This is a genomic window from Rhizobium sp. RHZ01, from assembly GCF_014851595.1.
Classification (GTDB): domain Bacteria; phylum Pseudomonadota; class Alphaproteobacteria; order Rhizobiales; family Rhizobiaceae; genus Rhizobium; species Rhizobium altiplani.
In genome coordinates, this window is sequence record NZ_JACUZZ010000021.1 from 17,190 (window position 1) to 39,744 (window position 22,555).

At 62.5% G+C, this 22,555-nt stretch carries 16 protein-coding genes; 7 read left to right on the plus strand and 9 right to left on the minus strand.

The genetic code is table 11. The features are described from left to right. The first annotated feature begins 303 nt into the window (after window positions 1-303). The 6 genes from IB248_RS20715 (at window position 304) to IB248_RS20740 (ending at window position 7,206) form a co-directional block, all read left to right on the plus strand. Window positions 304-1,557, plus strand: coding sequence for a sarcosine oxidase subunit beta family protein (locus IB248_RS20715; protein WP_018856590.1), 1,254 nt, complete (start codon window positions 304-306; stop codon window positions 1,555-1,557). Between the two features lie 12 nt (window positions 1,558-1,569). Then, the gene (locus IB248_RS20720; RefSeq protein WP_018856591.1) at window positions 1,570-1,911 is read left to right on the plus strand and encodes a sarcosine oxidase subunit delta; all 342 of its coding nucleotides are present in this window, start codon (window positions 1,570-1,572) and stop codon (window positions 1,909-1,911) included. Continuing rightward, a complete protein-coding gene (locus IB248_RS20725; RefSeq protein ID WP_018856592.1) occupies window positions 1,908-4,901 on the plus strand; it encodes a sarcosine oxidase subunit alpha in 2,994 nt (997 codons plus the stop codon). Before IB248_RS20720 ends, IB248_RS20725 begins: the two co-directional genes overlap by 4 nt. Further along, window positions 4,894-5,442: a sarcosine oxidase subunit gamma gene (locus tag IB248_RS20730; protein ID WP_018856593.1), complete on the plus strand. Its 549-nt coding sequence runs from the start codon at window positions 4,894-4,896 to the stop codon at window positions 5,440-5,442. The genes IB248_RS20725 and IB248_RS20730 overlap by 8 nt, the downstream gene beginning before the upstream one ends. 152 nt (window positions 5,443-5,594) lie before the next feature. Continuing rightward, entirely contained in the window at window positions 5,595-5,990 is a 396-nt protein-coding gene (locus tag IB248_RS20735; RefSeq protein WP_018856594.1) for a VOC family protein, read from the plus strand. Between the two features lie 82 nt (window positions 5,991-6,072). Continuing rightward, the gene (locus IB248_RS20740; protein ID WP_113470635.1) at window positions 6,073-7,206 is read left to right on the plus strand and encodes a zinc-dependent alcohol dehydrogenase family protein; all 1,134 of its coding nucleotides are present in this window, start codon (window positions 6,073-6,075) and stop codon (window positions 7,204-7,206) included. Here the strand turns inward: IB248_RS20740 and IB248_RS20745 are convergent. The 7 genes from IB248_RS20745 to IB248_RS20775 form a co-directional block, all read right to left on the minus strand. Beyond that, window positions 7,203-7,688, minus strand: a complete 486-nt coding sequence (locus IB248_RS20745; protein ID WP_062374398.1) for a MaoC family dehydratase — start codon at window positions 7,686-7,688, stop codon at window positions 7,203-7,205. The two genes, IB248_RS20740 and IB248_RS20745, sit on opposite strands and share 4 nt — an antisense overlap. Before the next feature lie 91 nt (window positions 7,689-7,779). Further along, window positions 7,780-9,744: a glycogen debranching protein GlgX gene (gene glgX / locus IB248_RS20750; protein ID WP_113470636.1), complete on the minus strand. Its 1,965-nt coding sequence runs from the start codon at window positions 9,742-9,744 to the stop codon at window positions 7,780-7,782. A 9-nt stretch (window positions 9,745-9,753) separates the two neighbouring features. After that, window positions 9,754-11,385, minus strand: a complete 1,632-nt coding sequence (locus tag IB248_RS20755) for an alpha-D-glucose phosphate-specific phosphoglucomutase (RefSeq protein WP_018856598.1) — start codon at window positions 11,383-11,385, stop codon at window positions 9,754-9,756. Between the two features lie 6 nt (window positions 11,386-11,391). Further along, a complete protein-coding gene (gene glgA, locus IB248_RS20760; RefSeq protein WP_113470637.1) occupies window positions 11,392-12,834 on the minus strand; it encodes a glycogen synthase GlgA in 1,443 nt (480 codons plus the stop codon). 3 nt (window positions 12,835-12,837) lie between these two features. After that, entirely contained in the window at window positions 12,838-14,100 is a 1,263-nt protein-coding gene (glgC, locus tag IB248_RS20765) for a glucose-1-phosphate adenylyltransferase (RefSeq protein WP_113470638.1), read from the minus strand. Window positions 14,101-14,120: 20 nt separating this feature from the next. Then, window positions 14,121-16,328 (minus strand): 1,4-alpha-glucan branching protein GlgB, encoded by a 2,208-nt coding sequence (gene glgB / locus IB248_RS20770; protein ID WP_192241585.1) that lies wholly within the window; start codon window positions 16,326-16,328, stop codon window positions 14,121-14,123. Next, the gene (locus tag IB248_RS20775; RefSeq protein ID WP_018856602.1) at window positions 16,325-18,787 is read right to left on the minus strand and encodes a glycogen/starch/alpha-glucan phosphorylase; all 2,463 of its coding nucleotides are present in this window, start codon (window positions 18,785-18,787) and stop codon (window positions 16,325-16,327) included. Before IB248_RS20775 ends, glgB begins: the two co-directional genes overlap by 4 nt. Window positions 18,788-18,825: 38 nt before the next feature. Between IB248_RS20775 and IB248_RS20780 the strand changes: the two genes are divergently transcribed. After that, window positions 18,826-19,266 (plus strand): hypothetical protein, encoded by a 441-nt coding sequence (locus IB248_RS20780; protein ID WP_162763411.1) that lies wholly within the window; start codon window positions 18,826-18,828, stop codon window positions 19,264-19,266. On the opposite strand, the gene IB248_RS20785 is transcribed toward IB248_RS20780, so the two are convergent. Both IB248_RS20785 and IB248_RS20790 read right to left on the minus strand, forming a co-directional pair. After that, on the minus strand, window positions 19,250-20,137 hold the full coding sequence (locus IB248_RS20785) for a transglutaminase family protein (RefSeq protein ID WP_018856604.1): 888 nt from the start codon (window positions 20,135-20,137) through the stop codon (window positions 19,250-19,252). The two genes, IB248_RS20780 and IB248_RS20785, sit on opposite strands and share 17 nt — an antisense overlap. Then, window positions 20,134-22,551 carry a circularly permuted type 2 ATP-grasp protein gene (locus tag IB248_RS20790; RefSeq protein ID WP_169682337.1) on the minus strand — a complete coding sequence of 806 codons (2,418 nt, stop codon included), beginning with the start codon at window positions 22,549-22,551 and terminating at the stop codon, window positions 20,134-20,136. The genes IB248_RS20785 and IB248_RS20790 overlap by 4 nt, the downstream gene beginning before the upstream one ends. Between the last annotated feature and the right edge of the window lie 4 nt (window positions 22,552-22,555).

Sequence of the window (22,555 nt, forward strand, 5' to 3'; positions counted from 1 at the left end):
TTTCTGGTGCGCGAGGGCGGTCTCGCGCTGACTGAAAATATGCGCTCAGGAATTGTAAATTCAAGTGTTCTAAAATGCATTGAGGGTTGACCACTGTTTGCACGGGTCGGTTTGCGCGGGTCGGAAAGTGACTCAACGTTTTTCAAGTCGGGGTGAGAACGACCCGACGTCTCCTGCTGCATTCTCCCGTCGTGTCAAAACAAAAGCCGGTCCGCGTCGCAAAAGAAACGTTGTGCCGCTTTTGGATTTGCGATTTGTATGGCCGACGAGAAGGGACCTTTCCCCTGAAGGAGATGAAGGCGGATGCGCAGATACTCGGTTTTTGCCGTGGCGAGGGAGGCCCTGAGGGGTCACAAGGGCTGGGAGAAGCAGTGGACTTCACCGGAACCGCGCGCCGAATACGACGTCATCATCATCGGTGGCGGCGGGCATGGTCTGGGTGCGGCCTATTATCTCGCCAAGGAGCATGGCATCACAAATGTTGCGGTGCTCGAAAAGGGCTGGCTCGGCGGCGGGAACACGGGTCGCAATACGACCATCATCCGCTCGAACTATCTCTATGAAGAGAGCATGCACATCTACGAGCATTCGATGAAGCTCTGGGAGAACCTCTCGCAGGATCTCAACTACAATGTTATGTACTCGCCGCGCGGCGTGATGATGCTATCGCACAATGTGCACGACCAGCAGTCTTTCAAGCGCCACATTCATGCCAACCGCCTCTACGGCATCGACAATGAATGGCTGACGCCGGAGCAGGCGAAGGCTTATTGTCCGCCGCTCGATATCTCAGCCAGCGCCCGCTACCCGATCAACGGTGCCGCCCTCCAACGTCGCGGCGGCACGGCGCGTCACGATGCTGTGGCCTGGGGCTACGCGCGTGCGGCGTCCGATCGCGGCGTCCACATCATCCAGAACTGCGAAGTCACCGGCATCCGACGCGGCCCTGATGGTCGCGTTACCGGTGTCGAGACATCACGTGGCTTCATCGGCGCCAAGAAGGTCGGCGTTTCGGCCGCAGGTCACACGACCACGGTCATGAAGATGGCCGATGTGCGCGTGCCGCTGCAATCGAGCCCGCTGCAGGCGCTGGTGTCCGAACCGCTGAAGCCGATCTTCCCCTGCGTGGTCATGTCCAACACCGTGCACGCCTATATCTCGCAGTCCGACAAGGGTGAGCTCGTCATCGGCGCCGGCACCGACCAGTACAATTCCTACAGCCAGACCGGCGGCCTGCAGATCATCACGCACACGCTCGATGCCATCTGCGAGCTCTTCCCGATGTTCCGCCGCGTCAAGATGATGCGCCAGTGGGGCGGCATCGTCGACAACACGCCGGACCGTTCGGCGATTCAGTCGAAGACGCCGGTTCCGGGTCTCTACGTCAACTGCGGCTGGGGCACCGGCGGCTTCAAGGCGACGCCGGGCTCGGCCAATCTCTTCGCGCACCTCATCGCCCGCGATGAGGAACACAAGTTCAATGCCGGCCTGACGCTGGACCGCTTCCGCACCGGCCGTCTGATCGACGAAGCCGCCGCCGCCGCCGTCGCGCACTGACACGAGGACATCATGCTTCTTATCTACTGCCCATACTGTCAGGAAGAGCGTTCCGAGCTCGAATTCCGCGGTGCCGGCGATGCCCATATCGCCCGTCCCACCAATATCGCCGACATCTCCGACGAGGCGTTCGAGGAATATTTCTTCCTGCGCGACAACCCGAAGGGGCTGATCTTCGAGCGCTGGCGCCACCAGCACGGATGCGGCCGTTTCTTCAATGCGGCGCGCGATACCATCAGCGACAAGTTCATCAAGACCTACAAGGCAGGCGAGCCGAAGCCCACGATCGGCGAAGCAGCCGTTCCGCATGCTCCCGTCGAGACCTACGAACAGCTCGAAGGAGAGGCACAATGAGCGGCACGAACCGTATTGCAGGCAAGGGTCGCCTGACGCCGGCCAGAACCGCGCGCTTCACCTTCGATGGCAAGAGCTACACGGCGCTCGAAGGCGATACCGTCGCCTCGGCGCTGATCGCCAACAACATCCATCTGGTCGGCCGCTCGTTCAAGTATCACCGTCCGCGGGGCATCCTTTCGGCCGGCGCCGAGGAGCCGAATGCGCTGATCGACGTTGCGCGCGACAGCGCCCGCAAACAGCCGAACGTGCGTGCCACCGTGCAGGAAGTCTTCGACGGTATGATCGTCGAATCGCAGAACCGTTTCCCATCGCTCTCCTTCGATATCGGTGGCATCAACAATCTGATGTCCCCGTTTTTCGCGGCGGGCTTCTACTACAAGACATTCATGTGGCCGAAGGCGGCCTGGAAGCACCTCTACGAGCCGATGATCCGTCGTGCGGCGGGCCTCGGCGTTGCGCCGAAGGAAGCCGATCCCGATCACTATGCCGGCCGTTATGCGCATTGCGACGTGCTCGTCGTCGGTGCCGGGATCGCCGGTCTTTCGGCGGCACTGGCGGCGGCGCAATCCGGTGCCAAGGTGATCCTCTGCGACGAGCAGGCGGATGTCGGCGGCGCGCTGCGCTACGACAGCGGCGTCAAGATCGACGGCCTTTCCGGTTATGAGTGGGCGCAGAAGACGGTCGCCACGCTGAAGGCAATGGACAATGTGCAGGTTCTGACCCGCACCACTGCTTTCGGTTACTACAACCACAATTTCGTCGGTCTCGCCGAGCGCGTGACCGACCATGTCGCGAACCCTGGCCGCCACCTGCCGCGCGAGCGTCTGTGGCAGCTGCGCGCCAAGCGCGTCATCCTCGCCAACGGCGCGATCGAGCGCCACATGGTGTTCCCGAACAACGATCGTCCGGGCATCATGCTGGCATCGGCTGCGCGCATGTATCTCAACCAGTATGGCGTCGCCGTCGGCCAGAAGGTCGGCGTTTATACGGCGCACGACTCGGCCTATGAGGCCGCCTTCGACCTGAAACGATCAGGCGTCGAGATCGCCGCGATCGTCGATTGCAGGCAGACGCCGGGTGCGGCCGTTCTGGCGGAAGCCCGTTCGCTCGGCATCGATGTTCTCACCGGTCAGTCCGTGGTCAATACGTCAGGCAAGCTCCGCATCTCGTCGATGACCGTTGCCCGCAATGGCGGCGGCTCGCCGCGCAAGATCGCGGTCGACGCGCTGCTGGTCTCGGCCGGTTGGACGCCTTCGGTGCACCTGTTCTCGCAGTCGCGCGGCAAGGTGGCGTTCGAGCCCGAGACGCAGCGCTTCCTGCCCGGCACGTACGCGCAGGATTGCCTTTCTGTCGGCGCCTGCAACGGCACGGACGATCTGCAGCAGACGATCGAGGAATCGCTGGCGGCCGGCGAGCTGATGGCGCAGGCAGTTGGGAAGCCCTCCGGCGGCAAGATCAGCATCACGGCTGAGCAAGCCCATCAGTGGACGGGCGGCATGATTGGCGCTGCTGAAGGCGCAGGTCCCGAGACCAGCGCCAAGGCGTTCATCGATTTCCAGCACGACGTCTGCGCCAAGGACATTCGCCTTGCCGTGCGCGAGGGGATGCACTCGATCGAGCATATCAAGCGCTTCACGACGAACGGCATGGCCTCCGACCAGGGCAAGCTCTCCAACATGCACGGCCTGGCGATCGCCGCCGAGATGCTGGGCAAGGAAATCCCGCAGGTCGGTCTCACCACCTTCCGCGCGCCGTACACGCCTGTCACCTACGGCACGCTGATCGCGCATTCGCGCGGCGATCTGTTCGATCCGGCGCGCAAGACGCCGCTGCACCAGTGGGAAGAGGCCCATGGCGCGGTGTTCGAGGATGTCGGCAACTGGAAGCGTGCGTGGTTCTATCCGCGCGCCGGCGAGACGATGCACCAGGCGGTCGCCCGCGAATGCAAGACGGCGCGCGATGTCGCCGGTGTGTTCGATGCCTCGACGCTCGGCAAGATCGAGATCGTCGGCCCCGATGCCGCCGATTTCATGAACCTCATGTACACCAACGCCTGGGACACGCTGAAGCCAGGCAAGTGCCGCTACGGCATCATGACGCGCGAGGACGGGTTCGTTTATGACGACGGCGTTGTCGGGCGTCTGGCCGACGATCGCTTCCACGTGACGACGACGACGGGCGGCGCGCCGCGCGTTCTCCACCACATGGAAGACTATCTGCAGACAGAGTTCCCGCATCTGAAGGTGTGGCTGACCTCGGTGACGGAACAGTGGGCCGTCATCGCTGTACAGGGTCCGAAGGCGCGCGAGATCATCGCCCCGCTGGTCGAAGGCATCGATATCTCCAACGAGGCCTTCCCGCATATGAGCGTTGCCGAGTGCACGGTCATGGGCGTGCCGGCGCGGCTGTTCCGCGTGTCGTTCACCGGTGAAACCGGCTTCGAAATCAACGTGCCGGCCGACTATGGCCAGTCCGTTCTGGAAGCCGTGTGGGCCAATGCAGAGCCGCTCGGCGCCTGCGTCTACGGCACCGAGACGATGCACGTTCTTCGCGCCGAGAAGGGTTACATCATCGTCGGCCAGGACACGGATGGCACCGTCACGCCTGACGATGCTGGTCTTTCCTGGGCGGTCTCGAAGAAGAAGACTGACTTCGTCGGCATTCGTGGGCTGAAGCGCCCGGATCTGGTGAAGGCAGGCCGCAAGCAGTTGGTCGGCCTCGTCACCAAGGATCCGAAGCTGGTGCTGGAAGAAGGCGCGCAGATCGTCGCCAATCCGAACGAGCCGAAGCCGATGACGATGCTTGGCCATGTGACCTCGTCCTACTGGTCGGAAAATCTCGGCAGGTCGATCGCCTTCGCGCTGGTCGCCGATGGCCGCAAGCGGATGGGCGAGACACTTTATGTGCCTATGCCCGACAAGACGATCGCCGTCGAGGTGACTGACATGGTGTTCTTTGACAAGGAAGGAGGCCGCATCAATGGCTGATACGGCAGTTCGCAAGTCGGTGCTCTCAGGTCGTCATGGCGGCTCGGCGACGGTACGGCTGACGGCAGCGCCGGCCGCCACCCGCATCGCGCTCCGTGCGCCCGCCGGATCCCTCAAGGCTCTGTCCTCCGCTCTTGGGGTCACGGTTCCGTCTTCGCCGAAGACCTCCGGCCGCAAGGGTGGCCGTGCCGCCCTCTGGCTCGGGCCGGATGAATGGCTCGTTATCGATGAGTCCGGTGCAGACCTGATGGGCGCGCTCACGAAGGCGGACGTGCTGCATTCGGCAACTGATGTCTCGCACCGCAACGTCGCGATCATCGTCTCCGGTCCCGGGGCCGAGGCGACGATCTCCGCGGGTTGCCCGCAGGATCTGTCGCTTGATGCCTTCCCGGTCGGCGCCTGCTCGCGCACGATTTTCGGCAAGGCCGAGATCGTGCTCTTCCGCACCGAGGACGATACGTTCCGTGTCGAGTGCTGGCGTTCGTTCGCCGATTTCGTATTCGGCCTGCTGGCCGAGGGTGCCGAAGACGCCGCGCATTAAGCGCCACGGAACTGGAATTCCCGATTGGGGGACGGTGCTCTTGTGCCGTCCCCATTCGGCTTCAAGTTGCAAGACCGGTGTCATTCATGCCATCATTCGCCATCGCGTGCGGCTTTGTCGGAGCGTAGCCGCAACGTTGCGGGGTGTCCTCAATGATGCTGCATCACGTTTCCATCGTCACGACGGATCTCGACCGATCGGTTGCCTTCTATCGCGATATCTTCGGTCTCGAGCGGATCGAGAGGCCTCCTTTCAGTACCGACGGAGCCTGGTTTGCCTGCGGAGCGCTGCAGGTCCACATCATCGTCAATCCGGTTGGGACGTTCCGGCGGGTGGCGACCATCGATACCGCCGACGGACATTTCGCCTTCCATACCGATGACTTCGAGGGATGTATCCGGGGACTGATCGCAAAGGGTTTTCGCGAGGATGCGCCCGAGGGAGATCCCCGGCGGCTGCGTGTGAGGCGTACCGGGCCGGCCGGTTTTCCGCAGGCCTACCTGCTCGATCCTGATCGCAACATCGTTGAAATCAACGGTGCACCATAGCGCAATCGCCGCAGCCTAAAGTCCTGTTGCGGTTGGCTTTTGCGAGCGGTTAGTCTGCCGGAACCGTTCGCGGGAGGAGTTCATGAAAATACGTGCCGCGGTTTTGCGCCGATCGCCGGTCGCGCCGCCATTTGCGGTGAGCCGGCCGCTCACGATCGAAGAACTCGAGCTCGCGCCGCCGGGGCGGGACGAGATCCTTGTTCGAATTGGCGCGGCCGGGCTCTGCCATTCCGATCTCTCCGTCATCAACGGCGACAGGCCGCGTCCGGTGCCGATGGCGATTGGACATGAGGCGGCCGGCACCGTGGAAGCGGTCGGGCCCGATGTCCATGACCTGACGCCCGGCGATCATGTGGTGATGAGTTTCATGCCGAGCTGCGGCCATTGTCTGCCCTGCGCCGAGGGACGCCCGGCGCTGTGCATTCCCGGCGCCGATGCCAACGGAAAGGGCACGCTGCTGTCGGGCGAGTGGCGACTGAGCTGCGATGAGGTGCCGATCCATCATCATCTCGGCGTCTCGGGCTTTGCCACCCATGCCGTGGTCTCGCGCCATTCGGCGATTCGCATTGACCGCGATATCCCGTTCGCTCACGCCGCGTTGTTTGGCTGCGCCGTGCTGACGGGCGTTGGCGCCGTGGTGAATACCTGTCATGTGCAGCCGGGGCAGACAGTCGCTGTTGTCGGTTTGGGTGGTGTCGGCTTGGCCGCGGTGCTTGGCGCCGTGGCGGCCGGGGCCGAACGCGTTGTCGCGGTAGACCTTGCTCCTGACAAGCTCGAGATCGCGCGTTCGCTTGGGGCGACAGACGTCTTTCGCGCCAGTGACCCTGACGTTGTGGAGCAAATCCGCGAGGCGACAAAGGGCGGCGTCGACCACGCGCTCGAGATGGCCGGAGCCGTCAAGGCCTTTGATCTCGCGTACCGCATCACGCGGCGCGGCGGAACGACGGTTACCGCAGGGTTGGCTAGTCCATCCAGTCAGTTCGCAATCCCCGCAGTCAGCCTGGTCGCCGAGGAGCGGCGCGTGCTCGGGAGCTATCTCGGCAGCTGCGTGCCAAGCCGGGATATTCCGCGCTTTGTCGGGCTCTTCAGGCGTGGAAAGCTGCCGGTGGATCGCTTGTTGTCTTCAACAGGTCCGCTGGAGGGGATCAACGAAGCCTTCGACCGGCTGCATGCCGGGGAGGTGATCCGGCACGTCATCGATTTCGAAGCGCACTAGGCTTCTTCGGGCCGGTCTTTTGGGTCGAATTGGATGATGGTGATCCACCGCGCGGTGAGCGCCGGCTTCTTCTCGTTCTCGATCTCGATCGAGACGTCGTAGGTCGTCATCAACATGCCGGCGCCGCGAAAGCGGGCTTCGGCAAGGATAAAGTGGCCGCGGATGCGTGCCCCCGATTTGACAGGCGAGAGGAAGCGGACGTTCTCGAAGCCGTAGTTGATGCCCATCGTCTGCTCACGGACTTTGGGCAGGCTGTTGTAGTTCATCGCTGAAAGCAGCGAGAGGGTGAGGAATCCGTGGGCGATGGTGCCGCCGAATGGGCTCGTGGCGGCGCGCTCTGGGTCGACGTGGATGAACTGATGATCGTCGGTTGCATGCGCAAAGGCATCGATCATTGCCTGATCGACGACAATCCAGTCCGAGAGGCCGGTTTCAGTGCCGATGAGCCCGCGCACATCCGCGAGCGAAATTTCCTTGACCATTGATTCCTCATGAGAAAGCGGCTGCGCAAGCCTTACAATGGGATTGTGACAATTGCGACAAGGAATTGCAGGCAGGGGCCTGGCCGGTTAACTATCCGAGATAGAAAGCGACCGAGCGGCGCGGCACGATGGCCGATGTCGCGGATTTTTCCTGACCATTGGGGGCGAGCAGCCGCCATGAGGACGGCCCGGGCAATGCAAAAATTTCCTCGCCGCCCGAGCGATTGAAAAGCACGGCCAGCCGTGCGGGCTTTCCGCCCTGCCCATCGCGCGTCGACAGCACCATTCCAAGCGTGGAAAAGTTCGGGGTCTCCCACTCCTGCACGCTCATCGGCTGGCCCGAAGGCGATATCCATTCGACGTCGCCATGGCCATCGAAGAAACCCGTTTCCGAGAACACGGAGAAGCGCTTGCGCAGGCTTGAGATCAAAGCGGTATGGGCGATGAGCTCATCGTCGAGCGCCGCCCAGTCCATCCAGGTGATCTCATTGTCCTGGCAGTAGGCATTGTTGTTGCCGCGCTGGGTGCGGCCTGCTTCGTCGCCTGCCGTCAGCATGATGCTGCCGCGCGTAGCAAAGAGCGTGGAGAGCAGCGCCTTCAGGTCATCGCGGCGTCTGCGAATGATATCGGGGTAGTGCGTTTCGCCCTCGGCACCATTGTTCCAGGAGTGGTTCTCGTTGTGGCCGTCGCGGTTCTGCTCGCCGTTCGCCTCGTTGTGCTTGCCGCTATAGGAGACGAGATCGCGGAGCGTGAAGCCGTCATGGGCGGCAAGAAAGTTGACGCTGCGCGTCCCGGTCGCACCGTTGCGGGAAAATATGTCCGAGGAGCCGGCCAGCGCAGTTGCGAGCGGTCCGGTCTTGTGATCGTCGCCGCGCCAATAGCACCTGACGTCATCACGTACGCGGTCGTTCCACTCGAGGAAGGGGGCTGGGAAGTTACCGAGCTGGTAGCCGCCAGGACCGATGTCCCAAGGCTCGGCGATCATTACGCGGTCCGACAAGACGTCATCGGCGAGCATTGCCATCAAGGTTTCGCTGTTGGCCTCGAAGCCACCAGCGGTTCGGCCAAGAACGGGGGCAAGGTCGAAGCGGAAACCGTCAACGCCCGCGCCGAGCACGAAGTGGCGGAGGCTGTCGATGATCAGTTGCCTGACATAGGGGTTATCACAGGCGACGGTGTTGCCCGTTCCGGTATCGTTGACCAATTCGCCTGGCCGGTCGGTCAGATGCCGATAGAAGGAGAGGTTGTCGAGGCCGCGCAGCGACAGCGTCGTGCCAAAGCGGTCGCTTTCGCCGGTGTGGTTGAAGACGAGGTCGAGGACGACACCAATGCCTTCGGCGTGGAGCTTCGCCACGGTGTCGCGGAGCTCCGCCATGCCGCCGGGCACGAGCCGCGGGTCGAGCGCCATGAAGGCGACGGGGTTATAGCCCCAGCCGTTTCTGAGGCCGAGCGGCGGCAGGTGGCGCTCGTCGATCCAGGCGGTGATCGGCATCAACTCGACCGCATCCACGCCGATGCGCTTCAGATGCGCGATCACTGAAGGATGCGCCAAAGCCGCGACGGTGCCGCGCTGCGCTTGGGGAACATCCGGATGCAGCATGGTGAACGGTCGGACGGCAACCTCGTAGATGAAGCCACCCGGCTTGAAGAGCGGCTTTCCCGGCTTCACGGGGACATCGCGGGTGACGATCGCCTTCGGCACGAGGTGCTGCGTCTCGGCGCCGGAGGTGCCGAGCAGGGGATCGTAGTGGAAGGGGCGATCGAGTTCCTTGGCGTAGGGATCGACCAGCAGCTTCGACGGGTCGAACCAGAGGCCGTCGTCGGGCGCATAGACGCCGCCGGCGCGGTAGCCGTAGCGCGCACCTTCCTTCAAGCCGTCGACGAAAAGGCGATGAACATCGTCATCGCCTCGTTTCATCGGCAGGCGGGCCAGTTCCTTGTCGTCGTCGCCGAACAGACACAGCTCGATCTGTCCTGACTTGCGCGACCAGACGGCGAAATCAACGCCGGTCTCGAGGATGGTTGCTCCGCCTTGCCCGGGTCTACCCGCCGCCATGCCGTTCGGTCAGGTGATCACGGAAGGAGCGTCGCGGCCCGTGCGGCTGCGAATGCCCGCGATGGTCTCGGCGGCAGCAATAAGATCGGCGAGCGCTTCCTGCGTCTCGATGTTGTGGCGGGTCGAATCCGCCTCGTACCGCTCGAGATAGACACGCAGCGTGGCGCCGGATGTGCCGGTACCGGAGAGACGGAAGACCACGCGCGAACCGCCTTCGAACAGGACGCGAATGCCCTGATGCTCGCTGACCGACTTGTCGACTGGGTCGTGATAGGCAAAGTCGTCGGCCTTCTCGACCTTCAGCGGGCCGAAGCTCTGGCCCGGCAGCGACGCAAGCTGGCTGCGCAGGTTTGCGATCAGGCCGTTCGCCGCGTCAGTATCGACGCCTTCATAGTCGTGGCGCGAATAGTAGTTGCGGCCGTAGGTCTGCCAGTGCTGGGTGACGATGTCCTGAACGCTTTCGCCGCGAACGGCAAGGATGTTCAGCCACAGCAGAACCGCCCAGAGGCCGTCCTTCTCGCGCACGTGGTTGGAGCCGGTGCCGGCGCTTTCCTCGCCGCAGATCGTCGCCATGCCGGCGTCGAGCAGGTTGCCGAAGAACTTCCAGCCGGTCGGCGTCTCGTACATGCCGATACCGCGGCGCTCGGCGACGCGATCGGCCGCACCTGAGGTCGGCATGGAGCGGGCGATGCCGGCGAGACCACCGGAATAGCCGGGCGCGAGGTGGGCGTTGGCGGCAAGGATCGCGAGGCTATCGGAGGGTGTGACGAAGATGCCGCGGCCGATGATGAGGTTGCGGTCGCCGTCGCCGTCGGATGCCGCGCCGAAGTCGGGCGCATCATCACTCATCATCTCGTCGTAGAGTTCCTTGCAGTGAACCGGGTTCGGGTCCGGATGGTGGCCGCCGAAGTCGGGCAGCGGCATGAAATTGCGGACCGAACCGGACGGCGCGCCGAGACGGTTTTCGAAGATTTCCTTGGCATATGGGCCGGTGACGGCGCTCATTGCGTCAAAAGCGATGCGGAATCCGAGGCTGATGAGGTTGCGGATCGCGGGGAAGTCGAACAGCTCTTCCATCAGAGCCGTGTAGTCTTCCACCGAATCGAGCACCGAGAGGATCATGCCGCCCGGCAGTTCGTCCTTGCCGATGCGGTCGAGGTTGACGTCCGCGAAATCGGCGATCTTGTAGGTGTCGATCACCTTCGTGCGCGCATAGATCGCGTCGGTGATCTTCTCCGGCGCGGGGCCGCCATTGTTGATATTGTACTTGATGCCGAAATCTTCGGTTGGACCGCCGGGATTGTGGCTGGCCGAAAGGATGATGCCGCCGAAGGCTTTGTATTTGCGAATGATGTGGGAGGCTGCCGGGGTCGACAGGATGCCGCCCTTGCCGACGATCACCTTGCCGAAGCCATTGGCGGCGGCCATCTTGATCGCCTTCTGAATGACTTCCCGGTTGTAGTAGCGTCCGTCGCCGCCGATGACGAGGCACTTGCCATGAAAGCCTTCCAGCGAATCGAAGATCGACTGGATGAAGTTCTCGGCATAGTTCGGCTGCTGGAATACCGGAACCTTCTTTCGCAGGCCGGAGGTACCGGGCTTCTGATCCTGGTAGGGCGTAGTGGGTACGGATTTTATCATTTTCTCTCACTTGCCTTTAGGGGCGAGGCTTGAATAGAGGGCGGCATAGCGCTCGGCGCTCTTCTCCCACGAAACATCCGATTTCATGCCCTGCTTTTGCAATTGGGTCCAGACTTTTTGATCGGCGTAGAGATGTAGCGCGCGGCGGACCGCCTGCAACAGACCGGATGGAGTTACAGGCGAGAATTGTATCCCGGTTGCCGCTTTCGCCGCAAGCGCGGCATGGTTGGCGTCAATAACGGTGTCGTTCAACCCGCCGGTGCGGGCAACGATCGGCACGCATCCATAGCGCAATCCGTAAAGCTGCGTCAGGCCGCAGGGCTCGAATCTGGACGGGATGATGATGGCGTCGCAACCGGCCTGCATGAGATGGGACATCGGCTCGTTGTAGCCGATGGAAACGCCGATCCGCCCGGGGTGACGGGCGGCGGCGGCAAGCAGTGCCCCTTCGAGCGCCGCGTCTCCGGAACCCAGAATGGCCAGCTTGCCGCCCATGTCGACGATCTGGTCGGCGGTGGCGGCGATGACATCCATGCCCTTCTGCCAGGTCAGGCGGCTGATGATGCAGAAGATCGGCGCGTTGTCGTGGTGAAGTCCGAAGAACTCAGCGATAGAGCTGCGGTTTTCGACGCGGCTCTTCAGCATGCTGCTGTTGTAATGCGTGTGGACAACCGGGTCGGTCGAGGGGTTCCAGACTTCGGTATCAATGCCGTTGACGATGCCGTGCAGTGAATCGATTCGGCTTGCGATGACACCCTGGAGGCCCATGCCGAACTCGGTGGTCAGGATCTCGCCGGCATAAGAGGGGCTGACAGTGGTGATGGCGTGTGCAGTCTGCAGGCCGCCCTTCAGGAAGCCGATATTGCCGTAATATTCGATGCTTTCCGTTGCGAAGGCGTGCGGCGGCAGACGAAGACCCGGAAAGATATCGGCGCCGAACTGCCCCTGGAAAGCAATGTTGTGGATGGTCAGGACGCTCGGCAATTCCGGCGTCGGATTGTAGCGCATGTAGACCGAGGTCATTGCCGACTGCCAGTCATGCGTATGCACGAGGTCCGGCCGCCAGTCCAGCATCAACCCCGCGGCAATCTCGGCGCCGGCCAGGGACAGAGCCGCGAAACGGCGCCAATTGTCGGGGTAATCCTTGCCGGTGGCGTCGAGATAGGGGCCGCCCGACCGGTCGTAATAGGCGGGGGCGTCGAGCACGAGGATATCGAGCCCGTCGTGCTTGACTTCGAGCACGGTTGCCGGTTCGCCGAGCAGATCGTCGAATTGGAGTCGGACTACAGGATTGCGGATAGCCCTCATGACGGCCGGATAGCCCGGCATGAGGGTCTTGGTTTCGATGCCGAAACGCTCAAGGGCGATCGGCAGGGCACCCGCCACATCGGCGAGGCCCCCTGTCTTGACGAGCGGGAAGACTTCGGACGAAACCGAAAGAACTTTCATGGCTTACAGGCCCAGCTTGTCGATCATCGGTTGGGTAATGAGGCAAATGCCGCCCTCGCTGCGGCGGAAACGCTTGGCATCTAGAACCGGATCCTCGCCGACGATGAGGCCTTCAGGAATGACGACTCCGTGGTCGATCACGACGTTTCTGAGTTGGGCGTGCCTTCCGATCTTGACGCTCGGGAGAACGACGGCACCTTCGAGCTTGGAGTAGGAATTGGCGCGAACGCCGGTGAAGAGGAGGCTCTTGTTCAGCGTTGCGCCGGAAATGATGCAGTCGCCCGCGACGACGGAGGATGTGGCAGAGCCGCGGCGGTCTTCGTCGTCATGGACGAACTTCGCCGGGGGCGAGATTTCTGCATAGGTCCAGATCGGCCAGGACTTGTCGTAGATATCCAGTTCCGGAACGATCGCGGTCAGGTCGATGTTGGCCTGCCAATAGGCGTCGATCGTTCCAACATCGCGCCAGTAGGGCTCGTGCTCGAAATCCGACCGGACGCAAGAGTTGGCGAAACGATGGGCGACGGCCTTACCGTTCTTGACGATGTAAGGGATGATGTCCTTGCCGAAATCCTTGCTGGAGTTCGGGTCAGCGGCGTCGCGGCGCAGTGCGTCGATCAGGAATTTCGTGTGGAACACGTAGATGCCCATCGAGGCAAGCGCGAATTCGGGCTTGTCGGGAATGCCCGGCGGATCGGCGGGCTTCTCGACGAAGTCGATGATCCGGTCGGTCGTGTCGACGTGCATGACGCCGAAGCCGACGGCTTCCATGCGCGGGACTTCCAGGCAGCCGATCGTGACGTCGGCGCCGGAATCGACATGCTGCTGCAGCATGTATTCGTAGTCCATCTTGTAGACATGGTCGCCGGCGAGGATGACCATGTATTCGACGCCATAGTCCTCGATGATGTCGATGTTCTGGTAGACCGCATCGGCGGTGCCTTCATACCACTGCGTCTCCGAGACGCGCTGGGAGGCCGGCAAAATGTCGAAGCTTTCGTTCCGCTCGGGGCGGAAGAAGTTCCAGCCGCGCTGCATATGGCGGATCAGCGAGTGCGCCTTGTACTGGGTGGCGACGCCGATGCGGCGGATGCCCGAGTTCAGCGCGTTCGACAGCGCAAAGTCGATGATACGGGTCTTGCCGCCGAAATAGACCGCCGGCTTGGCGCGGCGATCGGTGAGCTCTTTCAAGCGGCTTCCCCGGCCGCCAGCGAGAACATAGGCCATTGCGTCGCGGGCAAGTGGCTGAACACGTCTTTCTACCATTTTTATCCTCCCACCAGTCGTCAGTTCTCGGGTTCAAGCATGATCGTCGCCAGAGGCGGCAAGGTGATGGATGCAGCAATGCTGCCGCCGGCGTTGACGGCCTGCACGCGGCCACCATTGCCCTTGCCGCTGCCACCATAGATATCGGCATCGGTATTCAGTATCTCGCGCCAGCGCCCCTCGGTCGGCAGGCGCACGGAATAGTTCTCGCGATAGACAGGCGTCAGATTACAGATGACGGCGACCGGCTTCTCTCCTGGCGCCTTGCGCAGCCAGGAAAAAACGGAGTTCTCGTGGTCGTCGGCGATCAGCCATTCGAAGCCATCGCCCTCGCAGTCGCGGGCGTGCAGGGCCGGCTTGCTGCGGTAGGTGAAGTTGAGGTCGCGCACCAGCCGGCGCATGCCCTCGTGCATGCGGTACTGCAGCAGGTTCCAGTCGAGCGAGGTTGCCTCGTTCCACTCGCTCCACTGCGCGAATTCCTGACCCATGAAGAGCAGCTTCTTGCCCGGATAGCCCCACATGAAGGCGTAATAGGCCCGCAGATTCGCAAATTTCTGCCAGTCGTCGCCGGGCATCTTGGCGATCAGCGAGCCCTTTCCGTGCACCACCTCGTCATGGGAGAGCGGCAGCACGAAGTTTTCCGAATAGGCGTAGAGCAGGCCGAAGGTCAGCTCGTTGTGATGATGCTTTCTGTGGATCGGCTCACGGCTCATGTAGCTCAGTGTGTCGTGCATGAAGCCCATGTTCCACTTGAAGCCGAAGCCGAGGCCGCCTTCATGCACCGCCTGCGACACCTTCGGCCAGGAGGTCGATTCTTCGGCGATGGTCATGACGCCTGGATGCTCGGCGTAGATACGGGTGTTCATGTTCTGCAGGAAGCGCACAGCCTCCAGGTTCTCATTACCGCCGTACTCGTTCGGGATCCATTCGCCGTGCTTGCGGGAATAGTCGAGGTAGAGCATCGAGGCCACGGCATCGACGCGCAGACCATCGAGATGGAACTTCTCGGCCCAGTAAAGCGCGTTGTTGACCAGATAGGAAACGACTTCGGTGCGGCCGAAATTGTAGATTGCCGTATTCCAGTCGGGGTGGAAGCCCTGGCGCGGGTCGGCATGCTCGTAGAGCGCCGTGCCGTCGAACCAGCCGAGACCGTGTTCGTCGGTCGGGAAATGGGCTGGCACCCAATCGAGGATGACGCCGATGCCGACCTTGTGGCTGCCGTTGACGAAGCGGGCGAAACCCTCCGGCTCGCCGAAGCGGGCGGTCGGCGCATAGAGCCCGGTCGTCTGGTAGCCCCAGGAGGGATCATAGGGATGCTCGGTAATCGGCAGGAACTCGATATGGGTGAAGCCCATGTCGACGCAGTAGGGGATTAGACGGGCGGCAAGCTCGTCCCAGGAGAGGAACGAGCCATCGTCGCGCCGCTGCCAGGAGCCGGCATGAACCTCGTAGATCGAGATCGGCTGACGACGCTTGTCGGTTTCGCTCCAGTGCTTCAGATGCGCTGCGTCGTCCCATTCCTGCAGCAGCTCGGATGCCGCGACCGAGGCCGTCTGTGGGCGTAGTTCGCTGCGTCGGGCGAAAGGGTCGGCCTTTAGCGGCAACAGCACACCGTCGTGGCCGCGGATTTCGAATTTGTAGGCGACACCGGTCGGAACGTCAGGAGCGAAGATCTCCCAGATACCGGCGCTGGAGCGGAAGCGCATTACATGGCGGCGACCATCCCAGCCATTGAAGTCACCGACAACCGAGACACGCTGAGCATTCGGCGCCCAGACGGCGAAATGGATCCCCTGCGCGCCCTCGTGCTTGATCCAGTGTGCGCCCATCTTGTCGAAGAGGCGCAGATGGGAACCTTCCCGCACGTAATAGTCATCCATCGGGCCGAGGACGGGTCCGAAGCTGTAAGGGTCGGTCACCGCCCATTCGGCATCGCCGCGTCGCGCGCGATAGCGCACCGGCTGCTGCTTCGTCACCGAAACCTCGCCGGCGAAAAAGCCGTCAGAATGCTGCTGCTTCAATTCGCCGATGACGCTGCCATCGAGCGCCATCGCGGTCACCTCTTCGGCGCCCGGAATGAAGCAGCGGGTGACGTAGGCGTTTCCCGATTTGTGAACGCCGAGAACGGCGAAGGGATTGGAATGCGACCCTGCGAGGATTGCCGCTATCTCGTCTGCCGAAATCTCCCAGGGAAGTCTGACTTCAGGGGTGGCTTTCGGCGCTTTCATCCGGCTCTCCAGATTTCCTTGGCATATTGCCGTATCGTGCGGTCGGATGAGAACCAGCCCATCCGAGCCGTGTTGCAGATCGCTTTCTTGTTCCACGCCGACGGATCGGTCCAGAGCTGGTCGATATCGCGCTGCGCCTGCGCATAGGCATCGAAATCGGCCGCCACCATGAACCAGTCATGCGCGTAAATGCCTTCGATCAGCGCCGCGTATCGGCTTCGATCGTCGTGCGAGAAGACGCCGGAACTGATGGCCTGGAGTGCCTGAGACAGTTCACGCGACGCTTCGATGATGGCGCGGGGATTGTGGCCATCTGCACGGGCGGCGGCGACTTCGTCGGCACGCAGGCCGAAAATGATGATGTTGTCCTCGCCGACATGGTCGCGCATCTCGACATTGGCGCCGTCGAGTGTCCCGATCGTCAGCGCGCCGTTCAGCGCGAACTTCATGTTGCCGGTGCCCGATGCTTCCATCCCAGCAGTCGAGATCTGCTCAGACAGATCGGCGGCCGGCACCATGACCTCGGCAAGGGAAACGTTGTAGTTCGGCACGAACACGACCTTCAGCAGGCCGCGGACGGCCGGGTCGTTGTTGATCGTGCGGGCGACGTCGTTGATCAGTTTGATGATCAGCTTGGCGTTATGGTAGCTCGGCGCCGCCTTGCCGGCGAAGAGCTTGACGCGCGGCACCCAGTCCAATTCTGGATGTGAGCGGATCTGGTCGTAGAGCGCGACTGCTTCGATAATGTTGAGCAGCTGCCGCTTGTACTCGTGGATGCGCTTGATCTGGATATCGAACATAGCCGACGGATCGAGTTTGATGCCCATGCGGCTGGCGACGAGATTGGACAAGGCCACCTTGTTGGCGCGCTTCACCGCCGCGAACTTCTCCTGGAAGCTTGCATCATTCGCGAACTTGTCGAGCGGCTTCAGCTTTTCGGCGTCATCGAGGAAGTCGTCGCCGATCGTTTCGCGGATCAGCGAGGTCAGGCCGGGATTGCACTGCTGCAGCCAGCGGCGCGGCGTGATGCCGTTGGTCTTGTTGTTGATGCGGTCGGGATAGAGCTTATGCAGGTCGGCAAAGACGGTGACCTTCATCAGGTCGGTGTGCAGAGCCGAAACGCCGTTGATCGAATGAGCGCCGACGAAGGCGAGATTGCCCATGCGTACACGGCGCTCGCCGCTTTCCTCGATCAGGGAAATCGAGCGGATTTCCGTTTCGGAGAAGGTCTTGGTCTTGCGCGCCTCCAGCAGCACCTTGGCGTTGATCGCGTAGATGATCTGCATATGCCTCGGCAGCAGGCGCTCGAACAGTGGGATCGGCCAGCTTTCCAGCGCTTCCGGCAGGAGGGTGTGATTGGTGTAGGCGATCGTGCCGCGGGTGATGTCCCAAGCCTGGTCGAAGTCGAGACCATGCACGTCGCACAACAGGCGCATCAGTTCCGCGACCGAGACCGCCGGATGCGTGTCGTTCAGTTGGACCGCCACCTTGTCGGGCAGCGAGGTGAAATCGTCATACTGCTGCAGGTGACGGCGCAGGATGTCCTGCAGCGAAGCGGAGGAGAAGAAGAATTCCTGGCGCAGGCGCAGTTCCTGGCCGGCCGGCGTCGCGTCGGCGGGATATAGAACGCGCGTCAGGCTTTCGGCCTTGTTGCTCTCACGCAGCGCGCCGATATGGTCGCCGGCGTTGAAGGCGTCGAGCAGGATCGGGTCGATCGGCTGCGCGGACCAGAGGCGCAGCGTGTTGACGCGCTTGCCGCGCCAGCCGACCACCGGAGTGTCGAAGGCGGCGGCGATGACACGCTCGGCGGGTTTCCACACATAGCGCGGCTCGCCCTCGGGGCTATTGACCACGTCGACGGTGCCGCCGAAGCCGATTTCGTAAGCGCTCTCGCGACGCTCGAATTCCCAAGGATTGCCGTGCGCCAGCCAGCTTTCCGGCAACTCCACCTGCCAGCCATCGGCAAGCTGCTGCCGGAAAAGACCGTGGACGTAACGGATACCGTAGCCATAGGCCGGGACATCGACGGTCGCCATGCTTTCCATGAAGCAGGCGGCGAGACGGCCAAGGCCGCCGTTGCCAAGAGCGGCGTCAGGCTCGAGGCCGGCGATGACAGAGACATCGACGCCGAGCGAGGCGAGCGCGTCGCGAACCTGTTCCATGAGGCCGAGGTTCGAGACGGCGTCGCGCATCAGGCGGCCGATGAGGAATTCGAGGGAGAGGTAGTAAACGCGCTTGTCGCCTGTTGCGTAGACCTTGCGGGTCGACTCCATCCACTTGTCGATGATGCGGTCGCGTATGACGAGGATGGTCGCCGTCAGCCAGTCATGCGGCTTGGCGACCTTCGCATCCTTGCCGATGCGGTAGGTCAGGCGTTCGATGATTTCTTCGGCGAGAATTTCTGGCTTGGAGCTGCGCGGCGCGGGGGAGGGGATTGTCGGCTTCGAAACGGTGTTCATCGTCAGTCCTCGCCAATTCTGTTTGGTTTCAGTACGTTATGCCAATTTCAATCGGTTTGCCGCGCACTAAACACGCAGTTTATGCATCGTTACAACGCACTTGCAACAAAGGAATTACCCAAACGAAAAAATTGCCGAGGCTTGGCGCTCCGCTGCGGAAAGAGCTTGATTTCAATCGGTTTTCCGAATTTGATATGCGCGTTTTTGCAGGCAAACGAAAAGCCGCTCCGGTTTGTTCCGGGGCGGCTTTTGTTGTTTGCGGGTCTTTGCTGTTACCAGTTCGTCAGGCGGGTCGCGAGCTCGTCGCCTTGGCGGCCATGGCCCAAGTCCGCAACCAGCTGAGCCATGCTATTGGGCTGATAGGCGTTGCTCGGGGTGGTCCCGCAGGAGGCAAGGAGGTCCTTGACCTTTTGCGGCACCATGAACGCCACGGTAAAGATCTGAATTCTATCGGCTATTCAATTATCCCAACGGAATGACATCCACGGCCTGGACAGCGCGTTGGCCGCCGTAGCTCTTCAGCACGCCGATGACCGGGGCGACGTCGGCGTAGTCGCGGCCATAGGCAACGACGATGTGGTCGGTGCCGGCCGGGATGTTGTTCGTCGGATCCAGTTCGACCCAGCCGATCGTTTCGCCGCACCAGACCCTGACCCACGCATGCATGGCGTCCGCCCCCTCCAGCCGTTCCTTGCCGGGCGGCGGAATGGTGCGCAGGAATCCGGAGACATATCCGGCGGGAATGCCGAGGCTACGCAGAGCAAGGATCATGACATGGACGAAGTCCTGGCAGACGCCGCGCTTTATTTGGAAGGCTTCAAGCGGCGTCGTATCGACGGTCGTCGCTTCGGCATCATAGGTGAAATCCAGATGGATTTTCGCGCATAGCGCAGTGGCGATCTGCAGCACGGTCCATGACGGTTCGGCGCAGGCCTTCGCATAGTCCGAGATCGCGCGTGTGTCCGAAAGGCGGGGGCTATTGCCGAGGAAATGATGCGGGGCGTCGGGCTTCAGCGACCAGACGCCTGCGACCTCATTCGGAAGCTTTGCGAGCACGGGGGAAAAATCCGCTGCGATGGAATGGCTCTCCACGTGCACGCGGGCATGCATGCGGATATCCAGCTTTTCATGCGGCGCGCGCAGCATGAAGGAAGTCGCGGGGTGCTCGAAGAAATCGACGAAGTGCGCCTGTTCATCCGGCGTCGGCGAAACCTTGATCGAGCCGGCCACCAGCCGTTGCCGGTTCGGCAGCGACAGCGGCATCAGCCGCATGATGTGGCGGGCGCCAGAGGCCGGCGTGTCGTAGATGTATCCCATGTGCAGCGAGAGATCGTAAAGCACCTGGGTCATCCGAGATATGTGTGGGCAAGGAGGTCGGACAGATGCTCCAGCTCGCGTTCGAGGCGGCGGTAGACATCGACGCTCATCGTCTCCGGCGTCATCACGGCAAGGCCGGAGTGCAACCGCATCGCTTCGCGATAGAAGGGCGACATCTGGCCGTTGACGAGTGCGTTCGGGAGCTGCTCCACCTCGCGGTGGATCTCGTTCATCTGGAAAAGAATTGAGCGTGGATTGAGCGGATCGAGCGCGAGCAGATCGGTGACCGTGAGGCGAGCGGTGTTGACGTTGTAGCGGCGGCGATGGGTCATGACGCTGTCGCCGATCTCCAGCAGCATGTCGAGCGCGCCATCAGGGGCGTCCGGCCCCGACATGTGCCCGAGCAGCCGTGTCATGTGCAGCCCGCGCTCGATATGGCGGCCGAGCGAGAGGAAACGCCAGCCGGTGAAGCGATACATGTTTTCGTGCACCAGACCGGCGAAGCCCGCGAGCTTGCGCAGCAGAATCGTCATCGCGTGGCTTGCATCGTCGCCGGGAGAAATCGTCTCGTGGAACCGTCGCGCCGTCTTGGCGAGATCAGTGAGCGCCAGCCAGCCATCCGGCGAGAAACGGTCGCGAATGTTGCTGGCGGAATAGACGGCGCTGTCGATGTTGCGCATTAGCGTATCCGGGACTGCTTCCTCGGTGTCGATATCGACGGCGGCCAGATAGGCTGTCACGTCGGCCAACAGGGGCTGGTTCGGATCGGCGGCTTCCGCAAAGCGGGCGTGCCAGGCGCGCAGGATGCGCAGCGCCCCTTCGGCGCGCTCGATGTAGCGGCCGAGCCAGAAGAGATTGTCGGCCGCGCGGCTCGGCAGGCTGCCCGGCATGTTGCGGGTGAAGCTGCCTTCCGCCGGCAGCAATGTGTGCTGCTCCACCGGCTTGTCGCTGACGATCCAGACGTCGGCGGCGGCACCACCCGATTGCATGGCGATGGCCGAAACGTCGTCGCTGCCGCCGATGCGGGCAAAGCCGCCCGGCATGATCTGCCAGCCATTGGCCGTGCGGGCGGCGAAGACGCGTAGCGACATCGGCCGCGGCGTCAGCTTGCCGTCGATCCAGGCCGGGGTCGTCGATAGCGTTACGACTTCCTGCCCGGCAAGTTTGGCGCCGTCGGAGTTCAACCAATCGCCGATCGAATCCTTGGTCGTGGCGCGCAAGGTCGAGCCGAGCACGGATTCGCCCCTGTCATCGAAGAACGGTGCGCGCGAATAGGCCGGACCGATCACCATCTTTTCGATGTTGGCCGCCACATGTTCGCGTTCGCCCTTCTGGCCGCACCACCAGGTCGCGATCGAGGGGAGCTTCAACTCTTCGCCAAACAGACGACGACAGATGGTCGGCATGAAGGCGAGCAGCGCGCGTGTTTCAATGATGCCGCTGCCGAGTGCATTGACGATGGTCACGCTTTCGGCGCGCAGAGCCTCGACGAGGCCGGGCGTGCCGATATGTGAATTCTGGTTCAGTTCCAGTGGATCCGAATAGGCCGAATCGAGGCGGCGCCAAAGCACGGTGATCGGCTTCAGGCCCGACACGGTGCGGACCATCACCTTGCCGTTGACGACAGCCAGGTCTTCGCCCTCGAGCAGCATGAAGCCGAGATAGCGGGCGATATAGGCGTGCTCGTAATAGGTTTCGTTGGCGGGGCCCGGCGTCAGCACGGCGATGCGGTCGTCGCCGCTGTGCTTCATGCCCTGCAGCGCATCGCGGAAGGCGCCAAAGAAGGAGGCGAGGCGATGAACCGGCGTCTCAGCGTATATATCGGAGAAGGCGCGGGTCGTCGCCACGCGGTTTTCAAGCGCAAAGCCGGCGCCAGACGGCGCCTGCGTACGGTCAGCGAGGACCCACCAGTTTCCATCAGGACCGCGGCCGATCTCGAAGGCGCAGAAATGCAGGTAGTGACCGCCGGCCGGGGTGACGCCGACAAGCGGACGCTGGTATTCGGGGTTGGCAGCGATCAGGGCCGGTGGCAGCACGCCCTCCGCGACAAGGCGATTTTGGCCGTAGACGTCGGCAACGATCGCTTCCAGCAGGTCGGCGCGCTGGACGAGCCCAGCCGAGACCGCCTCCCATTCGCGCGCATCAATGAGGACCGGAACGTGCGAGAGGGGCCAGGAGCGCTCGGCGCTTCCGGTGCTGCCGTAGGCTCGGTAGAAAACGCCGGCGTCGCGCAGGTAACGGTCGGCGCGGGTGAAGCGTTCGGTCAGCTCCTTTTCGGGCATTCCGCTCAGATGCGAAAAGAAGCGCTGCCAGACCGGGCGGATGGCGCCGTTGGTGTCGACCATCTCGTCGGCGACGCCGGGCAGAGGAGTATAGTCAAGCACGGCATCGTTTCCGGTGCGGATCGCTGGCTCTTCCCTCAGTTCTGCCGTCGGTTTCTTGCCCATTTCG

Excerpts from the sequence above, each read along its gene's own strand:
- IB248_RS20715 (WP_018856590.1), top strand. The coding sequence starts at position 304 with ATGCGCAGATACTCGGTTTTTGCCGTGGCGAGGGAGGCCCTGAGGGGT.
- IB248_RS20720 (WP_018856591.1), top strand. The coding sequence starts at position 1,570 with ATGCTTCTTATCTACTGCCCATACTGTCAGGAAGAGCGTTCCGAGCTC.
- IB248_RS20725 (WP_018856592.1), top strand. The coding sequence starts at position 1,908 with ATGAGCGGCACGAACCGTATTGCAGGCAAGGGTCGCCTGACGCCGGCC.
- IB248_RS20730 (WP_018856593.1), top strand. The coding sequence starts at position 4,894 with ATGGCTGATACGGCAGTTCGCAAGTCGGTGCTCTCAGGTCGTCATGGC.
- IB248_RS20735 (WP_018856594.1), top strand. The coding sequence starts at position 5,595 with ATGATGCTGCATCACGTTTCCATCGTCACGACGGATCTCGACCGATCG.
- IB248_RS20740 (WP_113470635.1), top strand. The coding sequence starts at position 6,073 with ATGAAAATACGTGCCGCGGTTTTGCGCCGATCGCCGGTCGCGCCGCCA.
- IB248_RS20745 (WP_062374398.1), bottom strand. The coding sequence starts at position 7,688 with ATGGTCAAGGAAATTTCGCTCGCGGATGTGCGCGGGCTCATCGGCACT.
- glgX (WP_113470636.1), bottom strand. The coding sequence starts at position 9,744 with ATGGCGGCGGGTAGACCCGGGCAAGGCGGAGCAACCATCCTCGAGACC.
- IB248_RS20755 (WP_018856598.1), bottom strand. The coding sequence starts at position 11,385 with ATGATAAAATCCGTACCCACTACGCCCTACCAGGATCAGAAGCCCGGT.
- glgA (WP_113470637.1), bottom strand. The coding sequence starts at position 12,834 with ATGAAAGTTCTTTCGGTTTCGTCCGAAGTCTTCCCGCTCGTCAAGACA.
- glgC (WP_113470638.1), bottom strand. The coding sequence starts at position 14,100 with ATGGTAGAAAGACGTGTTCAGCCACTTGCCCGCGACGCAATGGCCTAT.
- glgB (WP_192241585.1), bottom strand. The coding sequence starts at position 16,328 with ATGAAAGCGCCGAAAGCCACCCCTGAAGTCAGACTTCCCTGGGAGATT.
- IB248_RS20775 (WP_018856602.1), bottom strand. The coding sequence starts at position 18,787 with ATGAACACCGTTTCGAAGCCGACAATCCCCTCCCCCGCGCCGCGCAGC.
- IB248_RS20780 (WP_162763411.1), top strand. The coding sequence starts at position 18,826 with ATGCCAATTTCAATCGGTTTGCCGCGCACTAAACACGCAGTTTATGCA.
- IB248_RS20785 (WP_018856604.1), bottom strand. The coding sequence starts at position 20,137 with ATGACCCAGGTGCTTTACGATCTCTCGCTGCACATGGGATACATCTAC.
- IB248_RS20790 (WP_169682337.1), bottom strand. The coding sequence starts at position 22,551 with ATGGGCAAGAAACCGACGGCAGAACTGAGGGAAGAGCCAGCGATCCGC.